The following is a 24,299-nucleotide window of genomic DNA, read 5'->3' as shown; positions in this document are numbered from 1 at the left end:
TTTCGCGCAGCCTCGCGGCCGCAGTGGGCCAAAACTCATCGGTAGGTGATGAGCTCCGGCGCCTTCAGCAGCTGCAGATGCACATGGCTGTTGAAGGAAGCCAGACTCACCTCGCGGCCGCGGAACTTCAGCTGGCTGAGCGAGGTGTTGACGATTTGCCAATTCAGTTCGAAGGCCTTGTCCGCCGGTACGCCGGTGATCAGCCGGAGCAGGGCGGTGATGGTGCCGCCGGAGGTGAACACGGCGATGTTCTGTTTGCTCCGGGCCTGCTCGAGGATGCGGGTCAGGCCGCCTTCGACCTGCTCGACGTAGGCCTGCCAGCTCTGCAGACCGGGCTGCTCGTACTCGCCGCAAACCCAGCGGGCAATCAACTTGGAGAACAGGCGCTGGAACTCGGCACGGTTCTGCGCGCCGTTACGCAGGATATGCAGGGCCTCGGGTTCTTCGGGCAGGATGCCGGGGAGCAGGGCGCGGATCACTGCGTCGGCGTCGAACTCGTTGAAGGCCGCGTCGATGTCCAGCGGCGGGGCGTCGCTCATGCGCTGCAACGCGGCATTGGCGGTATGCTGCTGGCGGCGCAGGCTGCCGCTGACGCAACGATCGAAGACGATGCCGAGCTGATTCAGGTGCTCGCCCAATACTTCGGCCTGGCGCACGCCGGTGGCAGACAGGACATCGTAGTCGTCCGCGCCGAATGAGGCCTGGCCATGTCGAATCAGGTAAATGCTGCCCACGTCCGTTTCGGTCCCGGCGCGTTGAAAGTTCCGCGAGGGTATGAGGAAGCTCGGGGGCTGTCAACGAAAAAACATACGCTTGTTTGAATCCGCTGTGCGGTGCCCGTCGACCTTCGTCGCGCTTGGCCGTCGGCCGATGGCGCCGGTATGCTTGAGCCTTTGCGCGCCTCGGCGCCGCCGCATTGTCCAAGGGGGATCTGTGGAGTTTCTTAGCGAGTACGTCGGCTTTCTGGCGAAAACCCTGACCCTGGTGGTCGCCATCGTCCTGGTGCTGACGGCGGTCGCCGCTACGCGCGGCAAGGGCCGGCGCAGCAGCGGCCAGTTGCAGGTGCACAAGCTCAACGACTTCTACAAGGATCTGCGCGAGCGCCTGGAGCACAGCGTGCTGCACAAGGACCAGCTCAAGGCCGCGCGCAAGGCCGAGGCCAAGGCGGCCAAGCAGGAGAAGAAACATCCGCCGAGCAAGCCGCGGGTGTTCGTGCTGGACTTCGACGGCGATATCAAGGCCTCGGCCACCGATCACCTGCGCCATGAGGTGACCGCGCTGCTGTCGCTGGCCAAGGCCTCGGACGAGGTGGTGCTGCGCCTGGAAAGCGGCGGCGGCATGGTGCACAGCTATGGCCTGGCTTCCTCGCAGCTGGTGCGCATTCGCGAGGCTGGCATCCCGCTCACCGTCTGCGTCGACAAGGTGGCGGCCAGCGGCGGCTACATGATGGCCTGCATCGGCCAGAAGATTCTCGCCGCGCCGTTCGCCATCCTCGGTTCCATCGGCGTGGTGGCACAGCTGCCCAACGTGCATCGCCTGCTGAAGAAGCACGACATCGATTTCGAGGTGCTCACCGCCGGCGAGTACAAGCGCACCCTGACCGTGTTCGGCGAGAACACCGAAAAAGGCCGGGAGAAGTTCCAGGAAGACCTGGAAACCACCCACGAGCTGTTCAAGGGCTTCGTCGCCCGTTACCGCCCGCAACTGGATATCGACGCCATCGCCACCGGCGAGGTCTGGCTGGGCCTGTCCGCCCAGGAGCGCCTGCTGGTGGACGAACTGAAGACCAGCGACCAATACCTGGCCGAGCGCGCTGCCGAGGCCGAGCTGTTCCACCTGCATTTCGCCCACAAGAAGAGCCTGCAGGAGCGCGTGGGGCTGGCTGCCAGCATGGCCCTGGACCGCTTCGTGCTGACCTGGCTGAGCAGACTCAATCAGCAGCGCTTCTGGTAAGAGCGCGCCACCGAACAACGACAAGAGGAGAAGGTGATGACTGAATTCAAGGCCTTGCTGGTCAGCGAAGGCGCCGATGGCGGTTTTCAACGCCAGGTGGTGGCGCGGCGGATCGAGGAGCTGCCCGCTGGCGAGCTGCTGATCCGCGTGCGCTATTCCTCGCTCAATTACAAGGACGCGCTGTCGGCCAGCGGCAACCGTGGCGTCACCAAAGCCTATCCGCATACGCCGGGCATCGACGCTGCCGGCGTGGTGGAGGCGTCCGCCGTCGCCGAGTTCGCCCCCGGCGACGAGGTGATAGTCACCGGTTACGACCTGGGCATGAACACCGCCGGCGGTTTCGGCCAGTACATTCGCGTACCGGCAGCCTGGGCGATCAAGCGTCCGCAGGGCCTGTCCCTGCGCGAGGCGATGATCCTCGGCACCGCCGGCCTCACCGCCGCGCTGTGCGTGGACAAGCTGGAGCAGGCCGGCGTCACCCCCGAGGCCGGCACTGCGCTGGTTACCGGCGCCACCGGCGGGGTCGGCAGTATCGCCGTGGTGCTGTTGAAGGCGCTGGGCTACCGGGTCGCGGCAGCCACCGGCAAGGCCGAGCAGGGCGAATTCCTGCGTGGTCTCGGCGCCGACGAGATCGTCAGCCGCGAAGAGCTGCAGCAGGGCGTCGAACGGCCATTGCTCAAGGAGCGCTGGGCGACGGCGGTGGACACCGTGGGCGGCGACATCCTGTTCAATGTGGTCAAGTCCCTGCGTCATAGCGGCAGCGTGGCGTGCTGCGGGCTGACCGCCGGCGTCGGCTTCCAGGCCAGCGTGCTGCCGTTCATCCTGCGCGGGGTCAACCTGCTTGGCGTGGATTCGGTGGAGCTGCCGCTGGTGGTCAAGGCGTCGATGTGGGACAAGCTGTCGCTGCAGTGGAAGCTCGATCTCTCGGCGTTGTGCCAGGAAGTCGCCCTGCAAGAGTTGCCGGCGGCCATCGAGCGGATACTCGCTGGCGGCATGGTCGGCCGCGTGCTGGTGAGGCTGGATTGAGCGAGAGGCCCGTCGACGACGGGCCTCTGCGTTTCACGCCCGGCTGACGTACATGGTGATTTCCGCGCGAAACACCGGCTTGTCGCCGACATAGGCCAGCACCGGTACCTTGATGTCGCCGAGCTGGCTCCAGTCCAGCGCGCTGCCGTCGGCCACGGCGCGGATATCGCCGTCGGCCTTGGCCAGGTACTCCACCGTCATGCCCTTGGGAATCCAGCGACAGCCGGCCGGGATCGAGGCGTCGGTCATGCTGCCGGCGGCCAGCTCGGCGGCGTTGCACAGGGCGATGGCGTGCACCGTGCCGATATGGTTGAGCACCTCGCGACGCTTGGGGAAGGTCAGCTCGGCATAGCCGGGGCGCAGCTCGACCATCTGCGGGGCGATGCTGGCGAAGTAGGGGGCGACCTGGCCGATCAGTGCGCTGAACTGCGCCGGGCCGGCTTGCTGGAACATCTGCAACATCTGACTCATGACTGTCTCCTGCGGGTTTGCGATTGAAGATGAGCGCGCGCCGGGGCAGTATACGAGCGTTAGAAAATAACTCTAGAAAAATATTCTAGTCATCAGGGGGTGGCATGGCCCGTCCATCGCGTAAAGACGAGATTCTCCAGGCCGCGCTGGCCTGTTTCACCGAGCAGGGCGTCGATGCCACCACCATCGAGATGATCCGCGACCGTTCCGGCGCCAGCATCGGCAGCCTGTATCACCACTTCGGCAACAAGGAGCGCATCATCGGTGCCTTGTACCTGGCCGGCACCGCGCAGTACGCCGAACGGCTCGAGCACGGCTTCGCCAAGGCAGGCAGCGCCGAGGCCTGCGTCAAGCTGCTGGTGACCAGCTATATCGATTGGGTGGTGGCCAATCCGGACTGGGCGCGCTTCATCCTGCACAGTCGCGGTCGGGTCGAGGCAGGGGAAATGGGCGAGGCGCTGCGCGAGGCCAATCGCTTGCACTTCGCGCGGATTCTCGCGGCACTGGCCGAGTACCGCCAGCAGGGGCTGTTCAGGGCCATGGCCGACGACTGCTTCGCCGCGGTGGTGATCGGCCCGAGCCAGGATCTGGCCCGCAACTGGTTGGCCGGCCGTAGCCAGAGCGAGCTGGGGGCCTGTCGCGAACTCCTGGCGCAGATCGCCTGGGAGTCGGTGCGGGCGAGTTCCTAGGTGCAGGGAAGCAGGATCTTGCTGGTAGGCCGGCCGAAATTCGGGGTGCGCCGTCGCGCATTCACGGAGTGCAGCTGCGCCACATCAACGCAAAAGCCCCGCCAATAGCGGGGCTTTTGCGTACAAGCGGCGGCGATCAGGCGCGGCGGCGGAACAGCGGTTGTGGCTGGTCGGCCGAGGCCTGGTAGACCTCGCTGTAGTCCTCGAAGGCCTTGAGCGCGTCGTACGGGTCCTTGTCCGCGCGCAGGGCGAAGGCATCGAAGCCGACGCGGCGCAGGGCGAACAGCTGGTCGCGCAGCACGTCGCCGATGGCGCGCACTTCGCCTGTGTAGCCGTAGCGAGTACGCAGCAGGTAGGCGCTGGAGGAATGGCGACCGTCGGTGAAGGCCGGGAAGTCCAGGGCGATCACCTGGAAATGCGCGAGATCGTCGGCGATTTCCTCGACTTCGTCGCCGGCTTCCAGCCACACGCCCAGGCCGCCATCGCGGGCCTTCAGCGCATGGGCGTGCTCGCGCCACAGCGCCAGTGGGACGATGATGTCGTCGCAGTTGGGGATGGCGTCGAGGGTCACGTCCTTGGCCAGCAGGTGCCAGGTTTCGTCGATTACCTGGCCGTTCTTAATGATTCGCTGCATAGACGCGCTCCTTGAACGGGTCGATACCGATGCGGCGGTAGGTATCGAGGAAGCTTTCTTCTTCGGTGCGTTGCTCGACGTAGACCTTGATGATCTTGTCGATCACGTCCGGCATGTCGTCCTGAGCGAAGGAGGGGCCGAGAATCTGCGCCAGGCTGGCTTCGCGACCGGCGCTGCCACCCAGCGAGACCTGGTAGAACTCCTGGCCTTTCTTGTCCACGCCGAGGATGCCGATATGGCCGACGTGGTGGTGACCGCAGGCATTCATGCAGCCGGAGATGTTCAGGTCGATGTCGCCGATGTCGAACAGGTAGTCCAGGTCGTCGAAGCGGCGCTGAATGGCTTCGGCCACCGGGATCGACTTGGCGTTGGCCAGCGAGCAGAAATCGCCACCCGGGCAGCAGATGATGTCGGTCAGCAGGCCCACGTTCGGCGTGGCGAAGCCTTGCTCGCGCAGCTCGCCCCACAGGGTCAGCAGCTGACGCTGCTCGACGTCGGCGAGGATGATGTTCTGGTTGTGGCTGTTGCGCACTTCACCGAAGGCGTAGCGATCGGCGAGGTCGGCGATGGCATCGAGCTGCTTGTCGGTGACGTCGCCTGGCGCGGTGCCGGTGGGCTTGAGCGACAGGGTCACGGCGACGTAGCCGGGCTTCTTGTGGGCGAAGGTGTTGCGCTGGCGCCAGCGGGCGAAGCCCGGGTGCTCGGCGTCCTGCTGGGCGAGCAGGGCGTCTTCGTCGTTCAGGGCCTGATAGGCCGGGTCGACGAAGTGGCCGGCAACGCGCGCCACTTCGGCGTCGGTCAGGGTGCTCGGGCCATCCTTGAGGTGCGCCCATTCGGCGTTCACCCGCTCGGCGAATACCTCGGGGGTCAGCGCCTTGACCAGGATCTTGATGCGCGCCTTGTACTTGTTGTCGCGACGGCCGTAGCGGTTGTACACGCGCAGGATGGCGTCGAGATAGCTGATCAGGTGCTGCCAGGGCAGGAATTCGTTGATGAAGCTGCCGACGATCGGGGTGCGGCCCAGGCCGCCGCCGACGGAAACGCGGAAGCCCAGCTCGCCGGCTGCGTTCTTCACCGCTTCTAGGCCGATGTCATGCACCTCGATGGCGGCGCGGTCGCTGACGGCGCCGTTGACCGCAATCTTGAACTTGCGCGGCAGGTGGCTGAACTCGGGGTGGAAGGTCGACCACTGGCGGATGATCTCGCACCAGGGGCGCGGATCGACGATCTCGTCCTTGGCCACGCCGGCGAACTGATCGGTGGTGGTGTTGCGGATGCAGTTGCCGCTGGTCTGGATCGCGTGCATCTGCACGGTGGCCAGCTCGGCGAGAATCTCCGGCACGTCTTCCAGGTCCGGCCAGTTGAACTGCACGTTCTGCCGGGTGCTGATGTGCGCGTAACCCTTGTCGTAGTCGCGAGCGATCTTGGCCATCATGCGCACCTGTGCCGAGGACATCAGGCCGTAGGGCACGGCGATGCGCAGCATGGGCGCGAAACGCTGGATATACAGACCGTTCTGCAGGCGCAGCGGGCGGAATTCCTCGCCGCTCAGCTCTCCGGAGAGGTAGCGGCGGGTTTGATCGCGGAACTGCTTGACGCGATCCTCGACGATCTTCTGATCGTACTGGTCATATACGTACATGAAGGGTCCTGTTGTCAGGCTACTACTGCCAATCAGCGCGCACGGCCGCGCACTCCCCACGGAGCCGGGGCACGATACCAGCTCAGCTTTATGCGTAAAAGTGATGTTTGAGTATATAAACAGAACTATGAGCAATAAGAGCGCGACGGAACATAACCTGAGGGCTTGAGCCCTGGCTTAGGCTGGTCTTAACTGCAGGGCGTGTCACCCATAAGCACAAGAACAAGGGGGAGTCATGCACGACCATAGCGAAATGGAAAAAACCGACAGCCGCGTCGACGCCTGGGCCATCTTCAGCCTGATCCTGATTGCCGTGGCCACGGCGGTGTTCTGGGTCAGCGGTCAGTAGCACCCGCGCCGGCATACAGGCCGACCCGCCACCGCGGTCGGCCTTTTTGCGCTTATGCCCTTATACTGCGCCCGGTTATTGGGAGGGGCGTCGTGATCAGGTGGGTGCTGGGGCTGTTGGCCATGTTGGGCTGGTGCGTTGCCGAGGCGCAGGGGCGACCGCTTTCCGTGGTGTTTCTCAACCCCGGCCATGCCGCCGAGCCGTTCTGGGCCGATTATTCGCACTATATGCAGGACGCCGCTGGCGATCTGGGCATCGACCTGCGGGTGATCTACGGCGAGCGCGATACCGCACGCATTCTGCGCAACGCTCATGAGGTCCTGGAGCGGGGCGAGTTGCCCGACTACCTGATCTTCGTCAACGAGCAGTTCACCGGCCCGGAGATCCTGCGCCTGTTCGACGGCACCCAGGTGCGTCTGTTCGCCCTGCACAGCACCCTGACGCCAGAGCAGCAGGCGCTGGTCGGCGGCAGCCGCGAGCGCTATCGCCACTGGCTGGGCAGTCTGGTGCCCAACGACGAGGAGGCCGGTTACCTGATGGGGCGGGCGCTGATCGCCCTGGCCGGCGGTGAGCCGGCGCAGATGCTGGCGTTCACCGGCATCAAGCAGACGCCCTCGGCGACCCTGCGCATCGTCGGCCTGCAGCGAGCCCTGGCCGAGGCGCCGCATGTCCGCCTGCAGCAGGTGCTGTACGGCGAGTGGCGCCAGCAGCGCGCTTACGAGCAGTCGCTGGCCCTGTTGCCGCGCTACCCGCAGCTGAGCCTGGTGTGGTCGGCCAACGACGAGATGGCCTTCGGCGTGATGCAGGCGGCCACCGAGCAGGGGCGGCAGCTGCGCTACGCGGCGTTGAACAATTCCGCGCGGGTGCTGCAGGCGCGCGTCGACGGGCGCATCGAGGTGTTGGCCAGCGGACATTTCCTGCTCGGCGCCTGTGCCCTGGTGATGCTCCACGACCACGCCAAGGGGCTGGATTTCGCCGCGCGCGGCGGCAAGGATCAGGTGGCCAGCCTGCTGCGCCTGGTCGATGACGAAGCTGCCGGGCGTCTGATGCGGCGCCTCGAACAGGGTGACATCGACCTGGACTTCCGCCAGTTCAGTGCCACTCGTCAGCCGCAGATGAGCCGTTACGCCTGCTCCATCGACAGCCTGCTGCGCTGATCAGCCGACCGCCAGGTGCAACACCAGTTTCACCAGGGCCAGCAGCACCAGCACGAACAGCCCGGTGAACAGCAGCCCGAGCAGGATGAAGTGGCTGGGTTTGCCGCGGCTGAAGTCGCGGCTGCGATTCTTCCCGCTCTGCACCCCGAAGGCGGCGGCCAGCACGCTCTGCAGCATTTCCCAGAACGTCAGTGGCGGTGGCGGCGGTGGTTTGTCCGGTTCTTTCATGGGCGTTCTCCCGATCTTCCTCAAGCATAGTCGCTGTACCTGGCGAGGCCGAAACAGAGCGTCGCAGCCGCCGCCGGGGAAGACCTTGGGCGGACTCGCCAACGGGTGGCAAACGGCTATAGTCAAGCACAGGGAGCCACCATAGGCAGGAGCGTTGTCCTTGATGCCCAGACCGTTACCCCGCGCGCTCGGCGAGGCACTCGGTTCGCTGGTTCGCCGCCATCTGCCGGATGCGCTGCGGCAACTGTGTCTGGCACTGGAACAGGCGCTGGCGGAGCAACGCTTGCGCGCCTTCTCCAACGAGGAGGCGCAGGCTTGCGAGCATTTCATGCGCCTGTGCCGCAACCAGCAGGGCCGCGCCATCGACAGCTGCCTGCAGTGCATCTGCAGCGGTCTGCTGGAGCGCCCGCTGCAGCCGGTGGCACTCGACAGCCGCAGTGAGTGGAGCCTGGTGGACGACGAGGAAGTCGACGACATGCTGCTCGCCCGGCGTCTGGTGCGCACCCTGCGCGAACACCTGGGCGTGCTGGAGTGGCGCGTGTGCGGCTGTTTCAACCAATTGGCCGGCGAGCCCCTGGCCGATGCGGACAACCCCTTGTCGTTCGAGTTTCTCTTGCGTCAGTGGCAGGGCGAGCTGCGCCTGCGCAATCAACCGGCCAGCGTGCGCGGCCTGTACCTCAGCGAAGCCGGACGGCTGCTGCCGGCGCTGTTGCAACCCTATATGCAGGCCCTGGCCGAACAGTTTGCCGCCCAGCGTATCGAGCCGCTCGGCGTCGAGCTGGCACCGCCGCGCCCCCAGCTCGCATCGCCGCAGCGCGCCGAGGCGAGGTCCGCCGCTTATCAGGCCATCCACCAACTGCGGCGCAGCAGCGCGGCGCCGCGCCAAGCCGTGGCGGACCAGGCGTCGAGCGGCCAGCCGGCCGAACTGCTGGGACGGCTGCGCGCCGAACCGACGCCGTCCGGCGGCTGGACGGCGCAGGCGCTGCTCGAACAGTTCCAGCAACAGGACTGGTCGCTCAGCCTGCGCCAACAGGAAGACACCCAGCTGGTGGGCGAGGTGTTCCAGCACCTGGGGCAGGACGCCGGCCTGGCGCCGGCGCTGAAACCGGCCATCGAGCGCCTGCTGCTGCCGGTGCTGCAGGCCACGTTGAAGGAACCGGCGGCCATCGCCGACAGCAGCCATCCGGTGCGCGCCACCCTGGATCGCCTGCTACGCCTGGGCGATCACTGCGAACCGGCCAATCCGGCGCTGGAGGCCCGCTTGCAGGGCCTGATCGAGCGAATCGTCGACGGCTACGACGGCGACAGCCAGAGTTTCGCCGCCCATGACGCCGAGCTGGACGAGCTGCTCGCCCAGCAGCAGCGCAGCTACCAGCAGAACGCCGAACGGGTCAAACAGCTGCACCGCGGCCAGGACACCCTCAAGCAGGCGCAGCAGGAAGTCGCCGGCGCGCTGCGCGACCTGCATGGCGAGCGCGTGCCCAGGCTGCTGCTGGAATGGCTGGACGTCGGTTGGCGCGACCTGCTGGTGCACGAGCTGATCCGTATGGGCCGGCAGGACCTGACCTGGCGTCTGGACATGTCCCTCACCGGCATGCTCTACAAGCGCCTCAACGAGCGTGCGCAGGGCCCGCTGGTGGGCGATGGCGAGGCCTACGCCAAGGAGGTCGAGCATCAGTTGCAGATTCTCAAGCGGCGCATGGAGGCCTTCGGCGCCGGCAGTTTCCAGTACGCCCCGGTGCTGGCCGGGCTGCGTCGGCAACTGCTCGGCGAGGAACCGGTGGCCATGGTCGCGCCGCCGAGCCTGGCGCTGGCCCGGCCGCCGTTGGCCGAAGAGCTGCAGCGTTGGGGCGAACGCCTGGAGCAGCTCAAGGAGGGCGCGCGCTTGCAGGACGCCAGCGGCCAGCTGCATCGCCTGGTGTGGAAGAACCCGGCGCTGGATCACTATGTGTTGGTCGACCGTCAGGGCCGCGAAAGCGGCAGGTACAGCGAGCGCGAGCTGGTCGCCGAACTGGCGGGCGGGCGGCTGCTGGTCGACGATGGCGCGCAGGACTCCGACAGCCTGGTACAGCGCACCCTGCAGGACATAGTCGGGCGCCTGTACCGTGAGATCGCCCATGCGCGCAGCCACGACGAGCTGACCGGCCTGCACAACCGTCGCGCCTTCGAGTCGTCCCTGGCGCAAAGCTTGGCCAGCCGCGGCCGCCACGCCTTCCTCATGCTGCACGTCGACCAGTTCGCCCTGATCAACACCCACGCCGGCCCGCAGGCCGGCGACGCCTGCCTGAAACGGCTCTGCGAGCAGCTGCAACGCTGGCTGCCGCAGGCCAGCTGCCTGGCGCGGGTCGGCGGGGTGGATTTCGCCGCGGTGCTGCCGGGTTGTACCGAGGCCCAGGCGGCCGATCTGGCCGAGCAGCTGCGCCGCGAGGTGGAGAGCGAGGGCTTCACCTGGGAGGCGCGCAAGCACGGCATCACCCTCAGCGTCGGGGTGGTCGAGGCGGCCGAGCGGCACGATGTCACCAACCTGTTCTGCGACCTTCAGGCGGCCTGCAACGCGGCCAAGGAAGCCGGGCGCAACCGCGTGCACTGTTTCAGCATGGCCAGCGACGATGGGCGCATCGGCCTGCTGGCGATTGCCGCGCGGGTCGACGATATAGTCGAGCGCGAGGACCTGTCGCTGCGCGTACAGCAGATCGCGCCGACTGCCGAAGACGCCAGCGAGTTGCCGCACTACGAGCTGCTGCTGGTGATGCAGAACGAGCTGCTGCTGCAGGACTTCATCGCCGCCGCCGAACGCTACCACCGCATGAGCAAGGTGGATCGCTGGGTGCTGCGGCACATCTTTGCCGTGCTCGACCGCCACCCCAACCTGTGGCGGCGCTGCAGCGCGCTGTCGATCAACCTGTCCGGCAGCAGCCTGAACGACGACAAGCTGCTCGGTTTCATCGAGAGCCTGTTCGAGCGTTACCGGGTCGACCCCCGGCGCATCTGCTTCGAACTGACCGAGACCGCCGCGGTATCCAACCTGGCCAAGACCGCCGACCTGGTGCGCCATCTGCAGCGTGCCGGCTGCAGCTTCTCGATCGACGACTTCGGCGTCGGCTTCTCCAGCTACGACTACCTCAAGCGTCTGCCGGTGGACTACGTGAAGATCGACGGCAGCTTCGTCAAGGAGATCGAACGCTCGCCCAGCGATCTGGCCATGGTCCGCTCGATCAACGAGATCGCCCATGCCCTGGGGCGCCAGACCATCGCCGAGTACGTCGAGACCCCGGCCATCCGCGCGCGCCTGCTGGAGATGGGGGTCGACTACGTGCAGGGCTTCGGCGTGCAGAAGCCGGTGCACCTGGAAGACTGGCTAGGGGTGGCGGCGCTTTGACCCGTTCGCGGCGAATCGGCAAGCTGCACGGCGCCCCTGAAACGATGCCCGCCATGTTCGACGACAATTTCCCCGACGACGCCGCGCAGACCGCGCGCACCCGCGAGACCATCCTGCGCTATCACCTGAGCTGGAAGCAGCGCGACCTGGAGGCGGTGCTGGCGCTGTACCACCCGGACGTGGAGTACAACGACTTCTACCAGCAGCGCTGCATGCGCCTGGCCGAGCTGCGCGGCTATGTCGAAAGCAACCTGCCGCGCCACCCCGGCGAGGTGCTGGAGCATCTCGACCGCATCCGCGTCGATGGCCACACCGCCTTCATCCAGTACCGCACCAGCCTGCAGGGCGGTGCGGGATTGGTGTCGTTCCGCACCGGCGAGGCGATCACCGTGCGCGACGGGCTGATCTGGCGCATCAACGAGTACGCCACCCTGGTGCGCGAGGCGAACCCTGCTAACCAGCCGGTCGGTGCGCGCCCGGCGATCAGCCGGCTGGGGCTGTCGCCCCGCCAGCTCGGCCAGCTGGCGCAGGACCTGCAGGAGTATTTCCAGCGCAGCAAAGCCTTTCTCGATCCCGAGCTGAACCTGCAGCAGGTGGCGGCGGCCACCGGCTACAGCCGCAACCAGATCTCCCATCTGCTCAACCAGGTGCTCGGCGAGAGCTTCTACCGCTACGTCAGTCGCGCCCGCCTGCAGCACCTGCTCGCCGGTCTGGAGGCGGGCAGCGACCTCAAACGCATCGACGAGCTGGCCTTCGCCGCCGGTTTCAACTCGCTGTCGGCCTTCTACAGCTGCTTCAAGCGGCATACCGGGCTGTCGCCGAAGGCCTATCTTAGAGCCCGTCCAGGATCTAGCGAGCTAGAGCCCGTTTTTAACGCAGCAGATTCTAAGCGGGTTCTCTAGCAGATTTCCGCGCGGGTCCGCACGCAAGACAGCTACTGAGCCGTGCCGCTAGCCTTGGGGCATCGATCGATGACGGAGGCGTGGATGAATCCCTGGCGCAATATCAGTCTGTGGATGGATCGAATCGACGATCCGCTGCAGGCGCGACCCCGCCTGCAGGCCGATCTGCAGGCGGACGTGGCGATCATCGGCGCCGGCTATACCGGGCTGTGGACCGCCTATTACCTCAAGCGCCAGGCGCCGCAGCTGCGCGTGGCGATAGTGGAGGCCGAGACCGCCGGCTTCGGCGCCTCCGGGCGCAACGGCGGCTGGTTGATGGGTAACCTGCTCGGCGAGGATCGCCTGCTGGCGGGCCTGCCTGCCGCCGAACGCAAAGCTTCCTTCGATCTGCTGCATGGCATTCCCGACGAGGTGGCGCAGGTGGTGGCCCGCGAGGGTATCGACTGCGACCTGCGCCAGGGCGGGGTGCTTTACTGCGCGGCGCGCTATCCCGAGCAGGAAGTACGCCTGCGCGAGTACCTCGGCGGCCTGCGCGCGCTCGGCCTGGGCGAGGACGACTACCGCTGGCTGGCGCCGAGCGAGCTGGCCGAGCAACTGCGCCTGGCCAACGCCTACGGCGCGCTGTACAGCCCGCACTGCGCCACCATCGATCCGGCCAAGCTGGTGCGCGGCCTGGCACGCTGCGTCGAGGCGCTCGGCGTCCAGCTCTACGAACGCAGTGCGGTGATCGACTGGCAGCCCGGTCTGGTGCGCACCGCGCAAGGCAGCGTGCGTGCCGATTGGGTGGTGCCGGCCATCGAGGGATACGCCGCCGGCTTGCCGCCGCTGGGCCGGCATCAGTTGCCGGTGCAGAGCCTGATCATTGCCACCGAGCCGCTGCCGGCGGAGGTCTGGGCCGACATTGGCTTGCAGCGTGGCCAGGCCTTCAGCGAGTTCAGTCGCCAGGTCACCTATGGCCAGCGCAGTCGCGACGACCGCCTGGTGTTCGGCGCGCGCGGCGGCTATCGCTTCGGCGGCCGCCTGCGCCGCGACTTCAACCTCAGCGACGACGAACTGGGCCTACGCCGCTATTTGATGGGCGAGCTATTTCCGCAGTTGCGCGGCGTGCGGCTGAGCCACGCCTGGGGCGGCAATCTGGGCATGGCGCGGCGCTTCCAGCCGCATATGCTGCGCGACCTGAAGCAGCGCATCGCCCTGGTCGGCGGCTACGGCGGCGAGGGCGTCGGCGCCAGCAACCTGGGCGGGCGCACCCTGGCCGACCTCATCCTCGGTCGCGACAGCGAACTGCTGCGCCAGCCCTGGGTGCTACCCGACAGCCCGGTTTCCCGCCTGCGCCGCTGGGAGCCCGAGCCGTGCCGCTGGCTCGGCTATAACGCCATCATCCGCAGCTTCGTCCACGAGGATCGGGTGCTGGCCAATCCGCACAGCCCGGCCTGGCGCCGGCGTCTGGCGCAGGCCGTGGCCGAGCGCATGGAACGTCTGATGAGTTGAGGAGGGCTTCGATTGCTGGTGCGCACGGCCTAGGCGGCCCGGCGACACCCTGCGGGCGGGGTCAGCGAACCCGGCGCAGCGGGATCAGCTCGCTGGCGCGGGCGCGCAGCTGGCCGCAGCCGCCGTCGATATCCTGGCCGGCCGAGTTGCGCACCTTGGTCAGCACGCCGCGGCTGTGCAGGTAACGCACCATCTGCACGATGCGCTCGCCGTCCGGGCGCTGGTAGTCGTCGGCTTCCAGGCTGTTGTAGGGAATCAGGTTGAGCACGGCGAACTTGCCCTTGAACAGGCGCAGGATGTTGTCCATTTCCTCCTGGCTGTCGTTGATGCCCTTGAGCAGGGTCCACTGGTACTGGATCGGGTAGTCGATGCAGCGGGCGTAGGCCTCGCCCAATTCCATCAACTGCTCGGGATCGATGCGCGGCGCCTTGGGCAGCAGGCGCTGGCGCAGCTCGGCGTCGGTGGTGTGCAGCGACAGCGCCAGGGCAGGGCGCACCCGTTGCTGCGGCAGACGCTCGAACACCCGCGGATCGCCCACCGTGGAGAACACCAGGTTCTTGTGGCCGATGCCGCCCTCGGTGCCGAGCAGGTCGATGGCCTCGAGCACGTTGTCGAGGTTGTGCGCCGGCTCGCCCATGCCCATGAACACCACCTTCTTCACCGGGCGAAAGCGCCGGCCGAGGGCAACCTGGGCGACCATCTCGGCGCTGCTGAGCTGGCGCAGCAGGCCGCTCTTGCCGGTCATGCAGAACACGCAGCCCACCGCGCAGCCGACTTGGCTGGAAATGCACAGGCCATCGCGCGGCAGCAGCACGCTTTCCACCATCTGCTGGTCGGCCAGCTCCACCAGCAGGCGCGCCGAGCCGTCGGCGCCGGGATGCTCGGAGCGCAGCCGGGCGAGCTTATCGAGGTCGGCGGCAAGCGCCGGCAGGCCCTGGCGTACGGACAGCGGCAGGAAGTTCTCGGTCTTCTGGTGCTTGGTGCCGGTGTCCAGCGCCTTGCCCTGCAGCCAGGCGCGGGTGATCCGCCCGATGTGCTGGGGTTTGGCGCCAAGGGCGGCGAGACGTTGGGTGAGATCGGCGAGCTGCATGGGGCGCGGATGCTATCAGGTGCCGGGGGCGTCGGCCACGTCGAAGCGCAGCACGCCGATCAGCTGCCCGGCCTCGGTAAGCACCTGCACCTGCCAGCGGCCCTGGGCCTCGGCGGGGAAGTTCTGCTTGTGGCTCCAGGCGCGGTAGCCCTCCTTGCGCCCGCCCTGGATATCCAGGGCGATGCGGTCGACCTCGCGGCCGTCGTGGCGCCAGACATGGTAAATGCGTTCGTTCAGCCCGCGCGGCGCGTTGATCGCGGTGTAGGCGTAGAGCCCGCCGGCGCTCAGTTGGGCCGGGCTGATGCGTTCGATCGAGCGCCCCGGCGAGCGCTGCGCCCCGTCGAACTCGGTGGTCACCGCCACCTCGTTCAGCCAGAGCGTGGCCGGCGGCACCCAGGTGCGTGCCAGCCAGCCGCCTGCGCCGAGGATCAGCGGCAGCGCGGCCAGGGCCACGGCGCGGCGCCAGCCGACGAAGCCGATCAGCCCGGGCAGGCTCGGCAGCGTCAGTAGCGTGGTCAGGACCAGGGCGACGCGGTAGCTCTGCGGGGTGCTGAGGTGGAAGATGATCGGCAGCGCGGTCAGCATCACCGCGAACAGCGCCAGGCTGTGAAACATCAGCAACAGCCAGCGCCGGGCCGCCAGCCAGCGGTAGTAGAGCGGATCGGTAATGGATATCAGCGCGGCGACGGCGAGCAGGCCGCTGAACAGCAACTGGCCGCTATTCCAGGTGGTGGTGATGAAGAAGAACGGCAAGACGAAGAACAGGCTTTCCTGGTGGATCATCTGCGTCGCATAGCGCAGCAGCGGGATCGGCAGCTCGAAGCCGAAACGCCGGGCGATGTGCTCGCGCAGCAGGTTTTCCAGCATCAGCCACAACCAGCTGGCCAGCAGCACCACGCCGAGCACCTTGGCCAGATTGGCCTGGCGCTCGACCAGCAGGAAGCTGGCCAACCCCGAGCAGAAGCCGAAGGCGGCAACCAGGCCGGGGTATCGACGGACCCAGGCGAGCAGGGTGGGGATGCGGTCTAGCAGGATTTTCATGGCGGCGCTGTACGACGGCGTGGCCGCGCATGCTAGGGCCCGCTCCCCGGGGTGTCCAGCCCGGGCCGTGACTGCGCCGCGCTAACGGCCGTTGCCGCGGGGCGCCAGCGCTACGGCCTCGCCTGCCCATTCAGCCGTCAGCTATCACTGCGCCTCGACGCTAACGGCCACCGCCGAGGTCATGCGCAGCACCAGCTCGCGGCCCAGGTACTCGGGTTTCATCTCGACGTCGGGGCGCACCTTGACGGTACGCTGGCTGCCGTCGGCGAACTGCAACGTGGCGGTACGCTGGGTGCTGTCCATGGCCTTGATCACCGCGCTGAGTTCCAGCGTCTCGGCCATCAGCAGGCCCGGCTTGCTGCCTTCCGGTGTGGTGGCCAGGATGCCGGCGGCGCCGTCTTCGCTGGTATCGCCCGGCTCGCGCAGCTGGACGATGCGTTCCAGGCCGATCATCGCGCGCACCTGGTCGCCGACCCTGAGCTGCTCGAAGTTGCGCATCTCCGGCGGTGCCTGCAGGGTGCGGCTGTGCCCCTGCTCGTCGGTGAGGGTAAAGCTGCGCGTGGCGGTATCGATGGCGCTGACCTTGGCGTGTACCTCCTCGGTTTCGAGCACCGCGCCGCCGGGCTTGCCCGGTTCGAAGGATTCGCTGCGGTCATGCTCGCCGCCGAGCTGCTCCTCGGCCTGGCTATAACCGCCGTGCAGCAGGCCGGCGACGAGAACGGGGGCAAGGAAGCTGGATATCTTCATGGGCGGGCTCCTGCGAGAGGCGACGTGCTGCGTTTGCCGAAGGTGCTTGCCGCGCGCTCCGGCGCGGCGGCTGAAATCAGCCTAGCAGCGCTTGAGCAGGCGCGCCCCGTCGTCTCGGCGCTGCCCGCGGCGCGCGCTCGTGCTATCGTCGCGCCCCCGATCCAACCGGAAGCACGCATGAAATTCATCCATCAACGCGAACAGCTGAACGAGGGCGACCTGGTGGTCATCGAGTGTTCGCAGCCCTGCAATATCCGCCTGATGAACGACGCCAACTTCCGCGCCTTCAAGAACCGTGGCCGGCACAGCTACCACGGCGGCGCCTTTATCAAGTTCCCGGCGAAGATCCGCGTGCCGAGCAGCGGTTTCTGGAACATCACCCTGGATACCGTGAGCCGCCGTGCCGTCAGCGTGACGCGCAAGCCGCAGATGGAGTACTCGATCAAGATCGTGCGCAGCAGGGTCTGACGGCGTTCGGGCATAGTCCGGAAAGCGCGCAAGGCGTTTTCGATTGGCCAGGCAGCGGTGGGCAAACAGAGCGTTGCCCACCCTACGCAACGCGAGCCCGCGTCAGCCGTCGTAGCCCAGATTCGGCATCAGCCAGCGCTCGCTGACGGCGATGTCCTGGCCCTTGCGCTTGCTGTAGCTCTCGACCTGGTCCTGGTCCACCTTGCCGACGGCGAAGTACTGCGCCTCGGGGTGGGCGAAGTACCAGCCGGACACCGCGGCCGCCGGGAACATGGCGTAGTGCTCGGTAAGGAACACGCCGCTGCGCCCGGCCTGGTTGTAGCCGGCCTCGGGGTCGAGCAGCCTAAACAAAGTGGCCTTTTCGCTATGGTCCGGGCAGGCCGGGTAGCCGGGAGCGGGGCGGATGCCCTTGTACTGCTCCTTGATCAGGTCTTCGTTGGCCAGCTGCTCGTCGGCGGCATAGCCCCAGTACTCCTTGCGCACACGTTCGTGCAGCCACTCGGCGCAGGCCTCGGCCAGGCGGTCGGCCAGGGCCTTGACCATGATGCTGTTGTAGTCGTCGCCCTTGGCCTCGTAGGCCTTGGCCACTTCCTCGGCGCCGATGCCGGCGGTGGTGATAAAGCCGCCGACATAGTCGGTCTTGCCGCTCTCCTTCGGCGCGACGAAGTCGGCCAGCGACAGGTTCGGCTTGCCGTCCGCCTTGATGCTCTGCTGGCGCAGGTGGTGGAGCAGGGCGATGGGCTTGCCCTGGGCGTCGCGCAGTTCGATATCGTCGTGCGCCACCTGATTGGCCGGCCAGAAGCCGAACACCGCGCGGGCCTTGATCAGCTTCTCGTCGATCAGCTTCTTCAGCATGGCCTGGGCGTCGGCGAACAGCGCGCTGGCGGCTTCGCCGACCACCTCGTCGGTGAGGATGCGCGGGTACTTGCCGGCCAGGTCCCAGGAGATGAAGAAGGGCGTCCAGTCGATGTACTCGGCCAGGGTGGCCAGGTCGATATCCTCCAGCACCTGCGCGCCGATGAAGCTCGGCTTGGGCGCGTTGTAGCCGGCCCAGTCGAACTGCGGCTTGTTGGCGATGGCGTCGGCATAGCTCAGGCGCTCGGTGCGCGAGGCGCGCGCCGAGGTGCGCTCGCGCACCACCACGTATTCCTCGCGGGTTTTCTGCACGAAGTCGGCCTTGAGCTCCTTGGACAGCAGCTGGGTGGCCACGCCGACGGCGCGCGAGGCGTCGGTGACGTAGACCACCGCGTCGTTGCTGTACTGCGGGTCGATCTTCACCGCGGTGTGCGCCTTGGAGGTGGTGGCGCCGCCGATCATCAGCGGCAGCTTGAAGCCCTGGCGCTGCATTTCCTTGGCCACGTGGACCATCTCGTCCAGCGAGGGGGTGATCAGGCCGGACAGGCCGATGATGTCGCATTTCTCGGCAATCGCCGTCTGCAGGATTTTCTCCGCCGGCACCATCACGCCCAGGTCGACGATGTCGTAGCCGTTACAGCCCAGAACGACGCCGACGATGTTCTTGCCGATGTCGTGCACGTCGCCCTTGACCGTGGCCATGAGGATCTTGCCCTTGGCCTCGGGTTTGTCGCCTTTCTCGGCTTCGATAAAGGGGATCAGGTGCGCCACCGCCTGCTTCATCACCCGCGCGGACTTGACCACCTGGGGCAGGAACATCTTGCCCGAGCCGAACAGGTCGCCGACCAGGTTCATACCGCTCATCAGCGGGCCTTCGATCACCTCGATGGGGCGCGCGCACTGCTGGCGGCACTCTTCGGTGTCCTCGACGATAAAGGCGGTGATGCCCTTGACCAGCGCGTGTTCCAGGCGCTTGTTCACCGGCAGCGAGCGCCATTCCTCGTTTTCCACTTCCTTGGCGGCGCCGTCGCCCTTGTACTTGTCGGCGATGGCCAGCAGCGCCTCGGTGGCGCCGTCGTGGCGGTTGAGCACCACGTCCTCGACCGCGTCGCGCAGCTCCTTGGGGATCTCGTCGTAGATCTCCAGCTGGCCGGCGTTGACGATGCCCATGGTCAGGCCGTTCTGGATCGCGTAATAGAGGAACACCGAGTGAATCGCCTCACGCACCGGGTTGTTGCCACGGAAGGAGAACGACACGTTGGACACGCCGCCGGAACTCAGGGCGTACGGCAGCTCGTCGCGGATATAGGCGCAGGCCTCGATAAAGTCGACCGCGTAGTTGTTGTGCTCCTCGATACCGGTGGCCACGGCGAAGATGTTCGGGTCGAAGATGATGTCTTCCGGCGGGAAGTCCACTTCGTTGACCAGGATGTCGTAGGACCGCTTGCAGATTTCCTTCTTGCGCGCGGCGGTGTCGGCCTGGCCGACCTCGTCGAAGGCCATCACCACCACGGCGGCGCCGTAGCGCTTGCACAGCTTGGCGTGGTGCTTGAACTGCTCGACGCCTTCCTTCATCGAGATGGAGTTGACGATGCCCTTGCCCTGGATGCATTTCAGGCCGGCCTCGATCACCTCCCACTTGGAGGAGTCGATCATGATCGGCACGCGCGAGATGTCCGGCTCGCCGGCGATCAGGTTGAGGAACTTCACCATCGCCGCCTTGGAGTCGAGCATGCCCTCGTCCATGTTGATGTCGATCACCTGGGCGCCGGCTTCCACCTGCTGCAGCGCCACTTCCAGCGCTTCGGTGTAGTTTTCCTCGCGGATCAGTCGGGCGAACTTGGCCGAGCCGGTGATATTGGTGCGCTCACCGACGTTCACGAACAGCGAATTGCGGTCGATGGTGAAGGGCTCCAGGCCCGACAGGCGGCAGGCGCGCGGAATCTCTGGGATCGCCCGCGGCGGGTACTTGGCCACGGCCTCGGCGATGGCCTGGATATGCGCCGGAGTGGTGCCGCAGCAGCCGCCGATGATGTTGAGGAAGCCGCTGGCGGCGAACTCCTCGACCACCGCGGCCATTTCCGCCGGGGTCTCGTCGTACTCGCCGAAGGCGTTGGGCAGGCCGGCGTTGGGGTGAGCCGAGACATGGGTGCCGGCCTTGTTCGACAGCTCTTCCAGGTAGGGGCGCAGGTCGGCGGCGCCGAGGGCGCAGTTCAGGCCCACGGAAATCGGCTTGGCGTGCGCCACCGAGTTCCAGAAGGCCTCGGTGGTCTGGCCGGACAGGGTGCGGCCGGAGGCATCGGTGATGGTGCCGGAAATCATGATCGGCAGCTCGATGCCGAGTTCCTCGAACACGCCCTGCACGGCGAAGATGGCCGCCTTGGCGTTGAGGGTGTCGAAGATGGTCTCGATCAGGATCAGGTCGGCGCCACCCTCGATCAGGCCGCGGGTGGCCTCGGTGTAGTTCTCCACCAGCTCGTCGAAGCTGACGTTGCGGTAGCCGGGGTCGTTGACGTCGGGGGAGATCGAGCAGGTGCGGCTGGTCGGGCCGAGGACGCCGGCGACGAAGCGCGGCCTGTCCGGGGTTTCCAGGGTCTTGGCATCGGCCACTTCACGGGCCAGCCGCGCGCCTTCGACGTTCAGCTCGTAGACCAGCGCCTCCATGCCGTAGTCGGCCTGGGACACCTGGGTGGCGTTGAAGGTATTGGTTTCCAGGATGTCGGCGCCGGCATCCAGGTAGGCCTTCTCGATGGCCTGGATCACGTCCGGGCGCGACAGCAGCAGCAGGTCGTTGTTGCCCTTGACGTCGCTCGGCCAGTCGGCGAAGCGCTCGCCGCGATAGTCGGCCTCGTCCAGCTTGTAGCTCTGGATCATGGTGCCCATGCCGCCGTCGAGGATCAGGATGCGCTCCTTCAGGGCTTGCTGGAGGGCGTGGAGGCGGGCGCTGCGATCGGACATGGGAACTACCTGAGCAAAGCGGGAACAAAGGTGCGCGATGATAGCAAAGCTGCAGGGTTCTGGAGTGCATGCGCCTTTTGCATGAATTGCGCTCATGTTGTAGGCGGCGACATCTGGCTAGAATCGCCGTTATCGTCATCAAGGAAGTTGCCATGCTCAAGCCCGCTGCCCTGTTTGTTCTTTCCTTCGCAGCCGGTCTGGCGCGGGCCGAGCCGATTTCCTACGCGAACGACGTCCAGCCCATCCTCACCCACAAGTGCGTGGCCTGCCACGCCTGTTACGACGCGCCCTGCCAACTCAACCTGGGCAGCGGCGAAGGGCTGATGCGCGGCGCCAGCAAGCAGCCGGTGTACGATGGCACGCGGACCAAGGCGCAAGCCACTTCGCGCCTGTACCTGGATGCCCAGGGCGAGACCGCCTGGCGCCAGCGCGATTTCCACTCGGTGCTCGGCGACGGGAACGGCCAGGCCGCATTGCTCAAACGCATGCTGGAACTGGGGCGCAGCCAACCGCTGGAGGCGAACGCCAAGCTGCCGGAGGCCCTGGACATCTCCATCAACCGCAGCAACAGCTGCCCGCTGCCCGGCGAGTTCGCCGCCTATGCCAAGAAAAATGCTCACGGCGGCATGCCCTTCGCCGTCGCCGGCCTGAGCGACGCCGAGTACGCCACCCTGCAGCAATGGCTGGAGCAGGGTGCGCCGGTCACCGAGCAGGCCCTGTACCCCAACGCTACCGAGCGTCGGCAGATCGCCGAGTGGGAGGCCTTCCTCAACGCCCCCGGCGCGCGGCAGAACCTGGTGTCGCGCTGGCTCTACGAGCACCTGTTTCTCGCCCATCTGCATGTCGACGGCGGCGAGCCGGGGCATTTCTTCCAGCTGGTGCGTTCGCGCACGCCCAGCGGCCAGGCCATCGATCCGATTGCCACGCGCCGCCCCAACGACGACCCGGGCACCGCGTTCCACTATCGCCTGTGGCCGATCCAGGGCGTCATCGTGCACAAGACCCACATCACCTATCCGCTGAGCAGCGCCAAGCTGGCGCGGGTCAAGGAACTGTTCTTCGCCGAGGACTGGCCGCTGGACGCGGTGCCCGGCTACGGCGCGCAGCGCCGCGCCAACCCCTTCGAGACCTTCGCCGCGATCCCGCCGCGGGCGCGCTACCAGTTCATGCTGGATAACGCCGAGTACTTCGTGCGCACCTTTATTCGCGGCCCGGTGTGCCGCGGACAGATCGCCACCGACGTGATCCGCGACAACTTCTGGACACTGTTCCAGGACCCGCAGCACGACCTCTATATCACCGATGCCGACTATCGTGCCCAGGCCACGCCGCTGCTGGCGATGCCCGGGCAGTTCGACGAGATCGGCGACCTGCCCGGGCTGTGGCGCAATTACCGGGACAAGCGCAACCACTACGAGAACCTGCGCAAGGACGCCTACGCCGACGCGCCGCCGGCCGACTGGGCGCATATCTGGCGCGGCAACGACAACGCGCTGCTGTCGATCTTCCGTCAGCACGACAGCGCCTCGGTGCGCAAGGGGCTGCTCGGCGAGATCCCGCAGACCCTCTGGTGGATGGACTACCCGCTGCTGGAGCGCACCTACTACCAGTTGGTGGTCAACTTCGACGTGTTCGGCAACGTCTCGCACCAGGCGCAGACCCGCCTGTACTTCGATCTGATCCGCAACGGCGCCGAGGTCAACTTCCTCCGCCTGCTGCCGGCCCAGGCGCGCAAGGGCTACCTGGACGACTGGTACCAGAACAGCGGCAAGCTGAAGATGTGGCTGGATTACACCGCGGTCGACCATCGCACGCCCAGCGCGCTGGCGCTGGACGGCGGCGATCCCAAGCGCCAGTTCGCCGAGCAACTGCTGCAGCGCCTGGCCAAGCTCAATGCCCGGCCCGACCCGATCAACCGCTGCACCGGCGCACGCTGCTACCGCGAGGGGCTGGCGGCGGAGCTGCAGCACGCCGAGCAGGCGCTGGCGCGCCTGGCCAGTCGCCCGGCCGGCGGCCTGCGGGTGATCGAGCAGCTGCCGGAGGCGACCCTGTTGCGGGTCGAGCTGAGCGACGGCTCGCGCGAGGTCTACAGCCTGCTGCGCAACCGTGCGCACAGCAACGTGGCCTTCATGCTCGGCGAAGAGCTGCGTTACCAGCCGCGCCTGGACAGTCTGACCATCTACCCGGAGGTGCTGAGCAGCTACCCGAACTTCCTGTTCAGCCTCAAGGCCGAGGAGATGGACGCGTTCGTTGCGCAGATGGAGCGCGCCGCCGATGCCAAGGCCTTCGAGCGCATCGTCGAACGCTGGGGCATTCGCCGCAGCCACCCCGAGTTCTGGCGCTATTTCCACGACCTGGCCGAGCATATCCGCGAGACCCAGCCGCTGGAGGCCGGCGTGCTGGACATGAACCGCTACCAGAACCTGTAGCTTGGGCTTCGTCAGCTCGGCACCCACCTGTGGCGACCAACCAATCCCGGCGGTCGCCATAGCTGCAATTAATTCCTACTAATTTGCTTGGGCTTTAACCGCGCAACGCACTGGCGTACACTGCGCCCATGTTTGCGAGGAGTTGCCATGAGCGCCATCACCATTACCCAAGCCGCCGAAGACTACCTGGCCGAGTTGCTGAGCAAGCAGGACACGCCGGGCATCGGCATCCGCGTGTTCATCACCCAGCCGGGCACGTCCTATGCGGAAACCTGCATCGCCTACTGCAAGCCGGGTGAGCAGAAACCTGAAGACACCGCCGTCGGCCTGGCCAGCTTCACCGCCTGGATCGACGCGGTCAGCGAGCCCTTCCTCGAAGACGCCGTGGTCGACTACGCCACCGACCGCATGGGCGGCCAGCTGACCATCAAGGCGCCGAACGCCAAGGTGCCGATGGTCAACGAGGACAGTCCGCTCAACGAGCGTATCAACTATTACCTGCAGACCGAGATCAACCCCGGCCTGGCCAGCCATGGCGGCCAGGTGACCCTGGTCGACGTGGTCGACGAAGGCATCGCCGTGCTGCAGTTCGGCGGCGGCTGCCAGGGCTGCGGTCAGGCCGACTACACCCTCAAGGAAGGCATCGAGAAAACTCTGCTCGAGCGCATTCCCGAACTCAAGGGCGTGCGCGACGTGACCGACCACAGCAACCGGGAAAACGCCTACTACTGAGGCACCGAGTTGCGAGTCAAATGAAAAGGCGACCCCATGGGTCGCCTTTTTGCTTCCT

The 24,299-nt window shown here is 66.6% G+C and carries 19 protein-coding genes; 10 read left to right on the top strand and 9 right to left on the bottom strand.

The features are described 5' to 3' along the window. Window positions 1-35 precede the first annotated feature (35 nt). Window positions 36-734: a histidine phosphatase family protein gene (locus tag ACW9UL_RS13330; RefSeq protein ID WP_021443934.1), complete on the bottom strand. Its 699-nt coding sequence runs from the start codon at window positions 732-734 to the stop codon at window positions 36-38. 199 nt (window positions 735-933) lie between these two features. On the opposite strand from ACW9UL_RS13330, the gene sohB reads away from it, so the two are divergent. Then, window positions 934-1,953, top strand: a complete 1,020-nt coding sequence (gene sohB / locus ACW9UL_RS13325) for a protease SohB (protein ID WP_457787309.1) — start codon at window positions 934-936, stop codon at window positions 1,951-1,953. A gap of 36 nt (window positions 1,954-1,989) precedes the next feature. Beyond that, on the top strand, window positions 1,990-2,979 hold the full coding sequence (locus ACW9UL_RS13320; protein WP_457787308.1) for a YhdH/YhfP family quinone oxidoreductase: 990 nt from the start codon (window positions 1,990-1,992) through the stop codon (window positions 2,977-2,979). Window positions 2,980-3,012: 33 nt separating this feature from the next. On the opposite strand, the gene ACW9UL_RS13315 is transcribed toward ACW9UL_RS13320, so the two are convergent. After that, a complete protein-coding gene (locus ACW9UL_RS13315; protein WP_021443931.1) occupies window positions 3,013-3,450 on the bottom strand; it encodes a hotdog fold domain-containing protein in 438 nt (145 codons plus the stop codon). A 104-nt stretch (window positions 3,451-3,554) separates the two neighbouring features. On the opposite strand from ACW9UL_RS13315, the gene ACW9UL_RS13310 reads away from it, so the two are divergent. Then, window positions 3,555-4,139 carry a TetR/AcrR family transcriptional regulator gene (locus ACW9UL_RS13310; protein ID WP_021443930.1) on the top strand — a complete coding sequence of 195 codons (585 nt, stop codon included), beginning with the start codon at window positions 3,555-3,557 and terminating at the stop codon, window positions 4,137-4,139. 136 nt (window positions 4,140-4,275) lie between these two features. Here ACW9UL_RS13310 and ACW9UL_RS13305 read toward each other — a convergent pair whose 3' ends face one another. Both ACW9UL_RS13305 and ACW9UL_RS13300 read right to left on the bottom strand, forming a co-directional pair. Continuing rightward, on the bottom strand, window positions 4,276-4,773 hold the full coding sequence (locus tag ACW9UL_RS13305) for a DUF934 domain-containing protein (RefSeq protein WP_021443929.1): 498 nt from the start codon (window positions 4,771-4,773) through the stop codon (window positions 4,276-4,278). Beyond that, window positions 4,757-6,415, bottom strand: coding sequence for a nitrite/sulfite reductase (locus tag ACW9UL_RS13300; protein ID WP_021443928.1), 1,659 nt, complete (start codon window positions 6,413-6,415; stop codon window positions 4,757-4,759). Before ACW9UL_RS13300 ends, ACW9UL_RS13305 begins: the two co-directional genes overlap by 17 nt. A gap of 471 nt (window positions 6,416-6,886) precedes the next feature. Here ACW9UL_RS13300 and ACW9UL_RS13295 point away from each other — a divergent pair, with 471 nt between their 5' ends. Then, on the top strand, window positions 6,887-7,921 hold the full coding sequence (locus ACW9UL_RS13295) for an ABC transporter substrate-binding protein (RefSeq protein ID WP_457790957.1): 1,035 nt from the start codon (window positions 6,887-6,889) through the stop codon (window positions 7,919-7,921). Here ACW9UL_RS13295 and ACW9UL_RS13290 read toward each other — a convergent pair whose 3' ends face one another. After that, a complete protein-coding gene (locus ACW9UL_RS13290) occupies window positions 7,922-8,149 on the bottom strand; it encodes a DUF2970 domain-containing protein (RefSeq protein WP_457787307.1) in 228 nt (75 codons plus the stop codon). It abuts the gene before it with no gap. Between the two features lie 163 nt (window positions 8,150-8,312). Here ACW9UL_RS13290 and ACW9UL_RS13285 point away from each other — a divergent pair, with 163 nt between their 5' ends. The 3 genes from ACW9UL_RS13285 to ACW9UL_RS13275 all read left to right on the top strand — a co-directional run bounded on the left by ACW9UL_RS13285 (window position 8,313) and on the right by ACW9UL_RS13275 (window position 13,921). Beyond that, window positions 8,313-11,528: a DUF1631 family protein gene (locus ACW9UL_RS13285; RefSeq protein WP_457787306.1), complete on the top strand. Its 3,216-nt coding sequence runs from the start codon at window positions 8,313-8,315 to the stop codon at window positions 11,526-11,528. Window positions 11,529-11,581: 53 nt separating this feature from the next. Continuing rightward, window positions 11,582-12,430, top strand: coding sequence for an AraC family transcriptional regulator (locus ACW9UL_RS13280; RefSeq protein ID WP_457787305.1), 849 nt, complete (start codon window positions 11,582-11,584; stop codon window positions 12,428-12,430). An 84-nt stretch (window positions 12,431-12,514) separates the two neighbouring features. After that, window positions 12,515-13,921, top strand: coding sequence for an NAD(P)/FAD-dependent oxidoreductase (locus ACW9UL_RS13275; RefSeq protein WP_457787304.1), 1,407 nt, complete (start codon window positions 12,515-12,517; stop codon window positions 13,919-13,921). 61 nt (window positions 13,922-13,982) lie between these two features. On the opposite strand, the gene ACW9UL_RS13270 is transcribed toward ACW9UL_RS13275, so the two are convergent. From ACW9UL_RS13270 to ACW9UL_RS13260, 3 genes are all read right to left on the bottom strand, one after another. Next, the gene (locus tag ACW9UL_RS13270; protein WP_457787303.1) at window positions 13,983-15,011 is read right to left on the bottom strand and encodes an RNA methyltransferase; all 1,029 of its coding nucleotides are present in this window, start codon (window positions 15,009-15,011) and stop codon (window positions 13,983-13,985) included. A gap of 15 nt (window positions 15,012-15,026) precedes the next feature. Then, window positions 15,027-16,052 carry a DUF5924 family protein gene (locus tag ACW9UL_RS13265; protein ID WP_457787302.1) on the bottom strand — a complete coding sequence of 342 codons (1,026 nt, stop codon included), beginning with the start codon at window positions 16,050-16,052 and terminating at the stop codon, window positions 15,027-15,029. 144 nt (window positions 16,053-16,196) lie between these two features. After that, window positions 16,197-16,799 (bottom strand): hypothetical protein, encoded by a 603-nt coding sequence (locus ACW9UL_RS13260; protein WP_457787301.1) that lies wholly within the window; start codon window positions 16,797-16,799, stop codon window positions 16,197-16,199. A 177-nt stretch (window positions 16,800-16,976) separates the two neighbouring features. Between ACW9UL_RS13260 and ACW9UL_RS13255 the strand changes: the two genes are divergently transcribed. Beyond that, entirely contained in the window at window positions 16,977-17,267 is a 291-nt protein-coding gene (locus ACW9UL_RS13255) for a DUF1883 domain-containing protein (RefSeq protein WP_122107959.1), read from the top strand. Window positions 17,268-17,369: 102 nt separating this feature from the next. Here the strand turns inward: ACW9UL_RS13255 and metH are convergent, their stop codons facing one another. Continuing rightward, window positions 17,370-21,080, bottom strand: coding sequence for a methionine synthase (metH, locus tag ACW9UL_RS13250; RefSeq protein ID WP_457787300.1), 3,711 nt, complete (start codon window positions 21,078-21,080; stop codon window positions 17,370-17,372). A gap of 152 nt (window positions 21,081-21,232) precedes the next feature. Between metH and ACW9UL_RS13245 the strand changes: the two genes are divergently transcribed. Then, complete coding sequence (locus tag ACW9UL_RS13245) at window positions 21,233-23,509, top strand: fatty acid cis/trans isomerase (RefSeq protein WP_457787299.1); 2,277 nt, start codon at window positions 21,233-21,235, stop codon at window positions 23,507-23,509. A 147-nt stretch (window positions 23,510-23,656) separates the two neighbouring features. Next, window positions 23,657-24,241: a Fe-S biogenesis protein NfuA gene (gene nfuA, locus ACW9UL_RS13240; RefSeq protein ID WP_021443630.1), complete on the top strand. Its 585-nt coding sequence runs from the start codon at window positions 23,657-23,659 to the stop codon at window positions 24,239-24,241. The last annotated feature ends 58 nt before the right edge of the window (window positions 24,242-24,299 follow it).

Source organism: Pseudomonas sp. PL-6 (assembly GCF_054110165.1).
Note: the sequence above shows the minus strand (reverse complement) of the source record. Positions and strands in the feature narration are given on the sequence as shown.

What these genes read in the sequence shown, in the direction of transcription:
- ACW9UL_RS13320 (WP_457787308.1), top strand. Translation starts at nt 1,990, where the DNA reads ATGACTGAATTCAAGGCCTTGCTGGTCAGCGAAGGCGCCGATGGCGGT.
- ACW9UL_RS13315 (WP_021443931.1), bottom strand. Translation starts at nt 3,450, where the DNA reads ATGAGTCAGATGTTGCAGATGTTCCAGCAAGCCGGCCCGGCGCAGTTC.
- ACW9UL_RS13310 (WP_021443930.1), top strand. Translation starts at nt 3,555, where the DNA reads ATGGCCCGTCCATCGCGTAAAGACGAGATTCTCCAGGCCGCGCTGGCC.
- ACW9UL_RS13305 (WP_021443929.1), bottom strand. Translation starts at nt 4,773, where the DNA reads ATGCAGCGAATCATTAAGAACGGCCAGGTAATCGACGAAACCTGGCAC.
- ACW9UL_RS13300 (WP_021443928.1), bottom strand. Translation starts at nt 6,415, where the DNA reads ATGTACGTATATGACCAGTACGATCAGAAGATCGTCGAGGATCGCGTC.
- ACW9UL_RS13295 (WP_457790957.1), top strand. Translation starts at nt 6,887, where the DNA reads ATGTTGGGCTGGTGCGTTGCCGAGGCGCAGGGGCGACCGCTTTCCGTG.
- ACW9UL_RS13290 (WP_457787307.1), bottom strand. Translation starts at nt 8,149, where the DNA reads ATGAAAGAACCGGACAAACCACCGCCGCCACCGCCACTGACGTTCTGG.
- ACW9UL_RS13285 (WP_457787306.1), top strand. Translation starts at nt 8,313, where the DNA reads ATGCCCAGACCGTTACCCCGCGCGCTCGGCGAGGCACTCGGTTCGCTG.
- ACW9UL_RS13280 (WP_457787305.1), top strand. Translation starts at nt 11,582, where the DNA reads ATGTTCGACGACAATTTCCCCGACGACGCCGCGCAGACCGCGCGCACC.
- ACW9UL_RS13275 (WP_457787304.1), top strand. Translation starts at nt 12,515, where the DNA reads ATGAATCCCTGGCGCAATATCAGTCTGTGGATGGATCGAATCGACGAT.
- ACW9UL_RS13270 (WP_457787303.1), bottom strand. Translation starts at nt 15,011, where the DNA reads ATGCAGCTCGCCGATCTCACCCAACGTCTCGCCGCCCTTGGCGCCAAA.
- ACW9UL_RS13265 (WP_457787302.1), bottom strand. Translation starts at nt 16,052, where the DNA reads ATGAAAATCCTGCTAGACCGCATCCCCACCCTGCTCGCCTGGGTCCGT.
- ACW9UL_RS13260 (WP_457787301.1), bottom strand. Translation starts at nt 16,799, where the DNA reads ATGAAGATATCCAGCTTCCTTGCCCCCGTTCTCGTCGCCGGCCTGCTG.
- ACW9UL_RS13255 (WP_122107959.1), top strand. Translation starts at nt 16,977, where the DNA reads ATGAAATTCATCCATCAACGCGAACAGCTGAACGAGGGCGACCTGGTG.
- metH (WP_457787300.1), bottom strand. Translation starts at nt 21,080, where the DNA reads ATGTCCGATCGCAGCGCCCGCCTCCACGCCCTCCAGCAAGCCCTGAAG.
- ACW9UL_RS13245 (WP_457787299.1), top strand. Translation starts at nt 21,233, where the DNA reads ATGCTCAAGCCCGCTGCCCTGTTTGTTCTTTCCTTCGCAGCCGGTCTG.
- nfuA (WP_021443630.1), top strand. Translation starts at nt 23,657, where the DNA reads ATGAGCGCCATCACCATTACCCAAGCCGCCGAAGACTACCTGGCCGAG.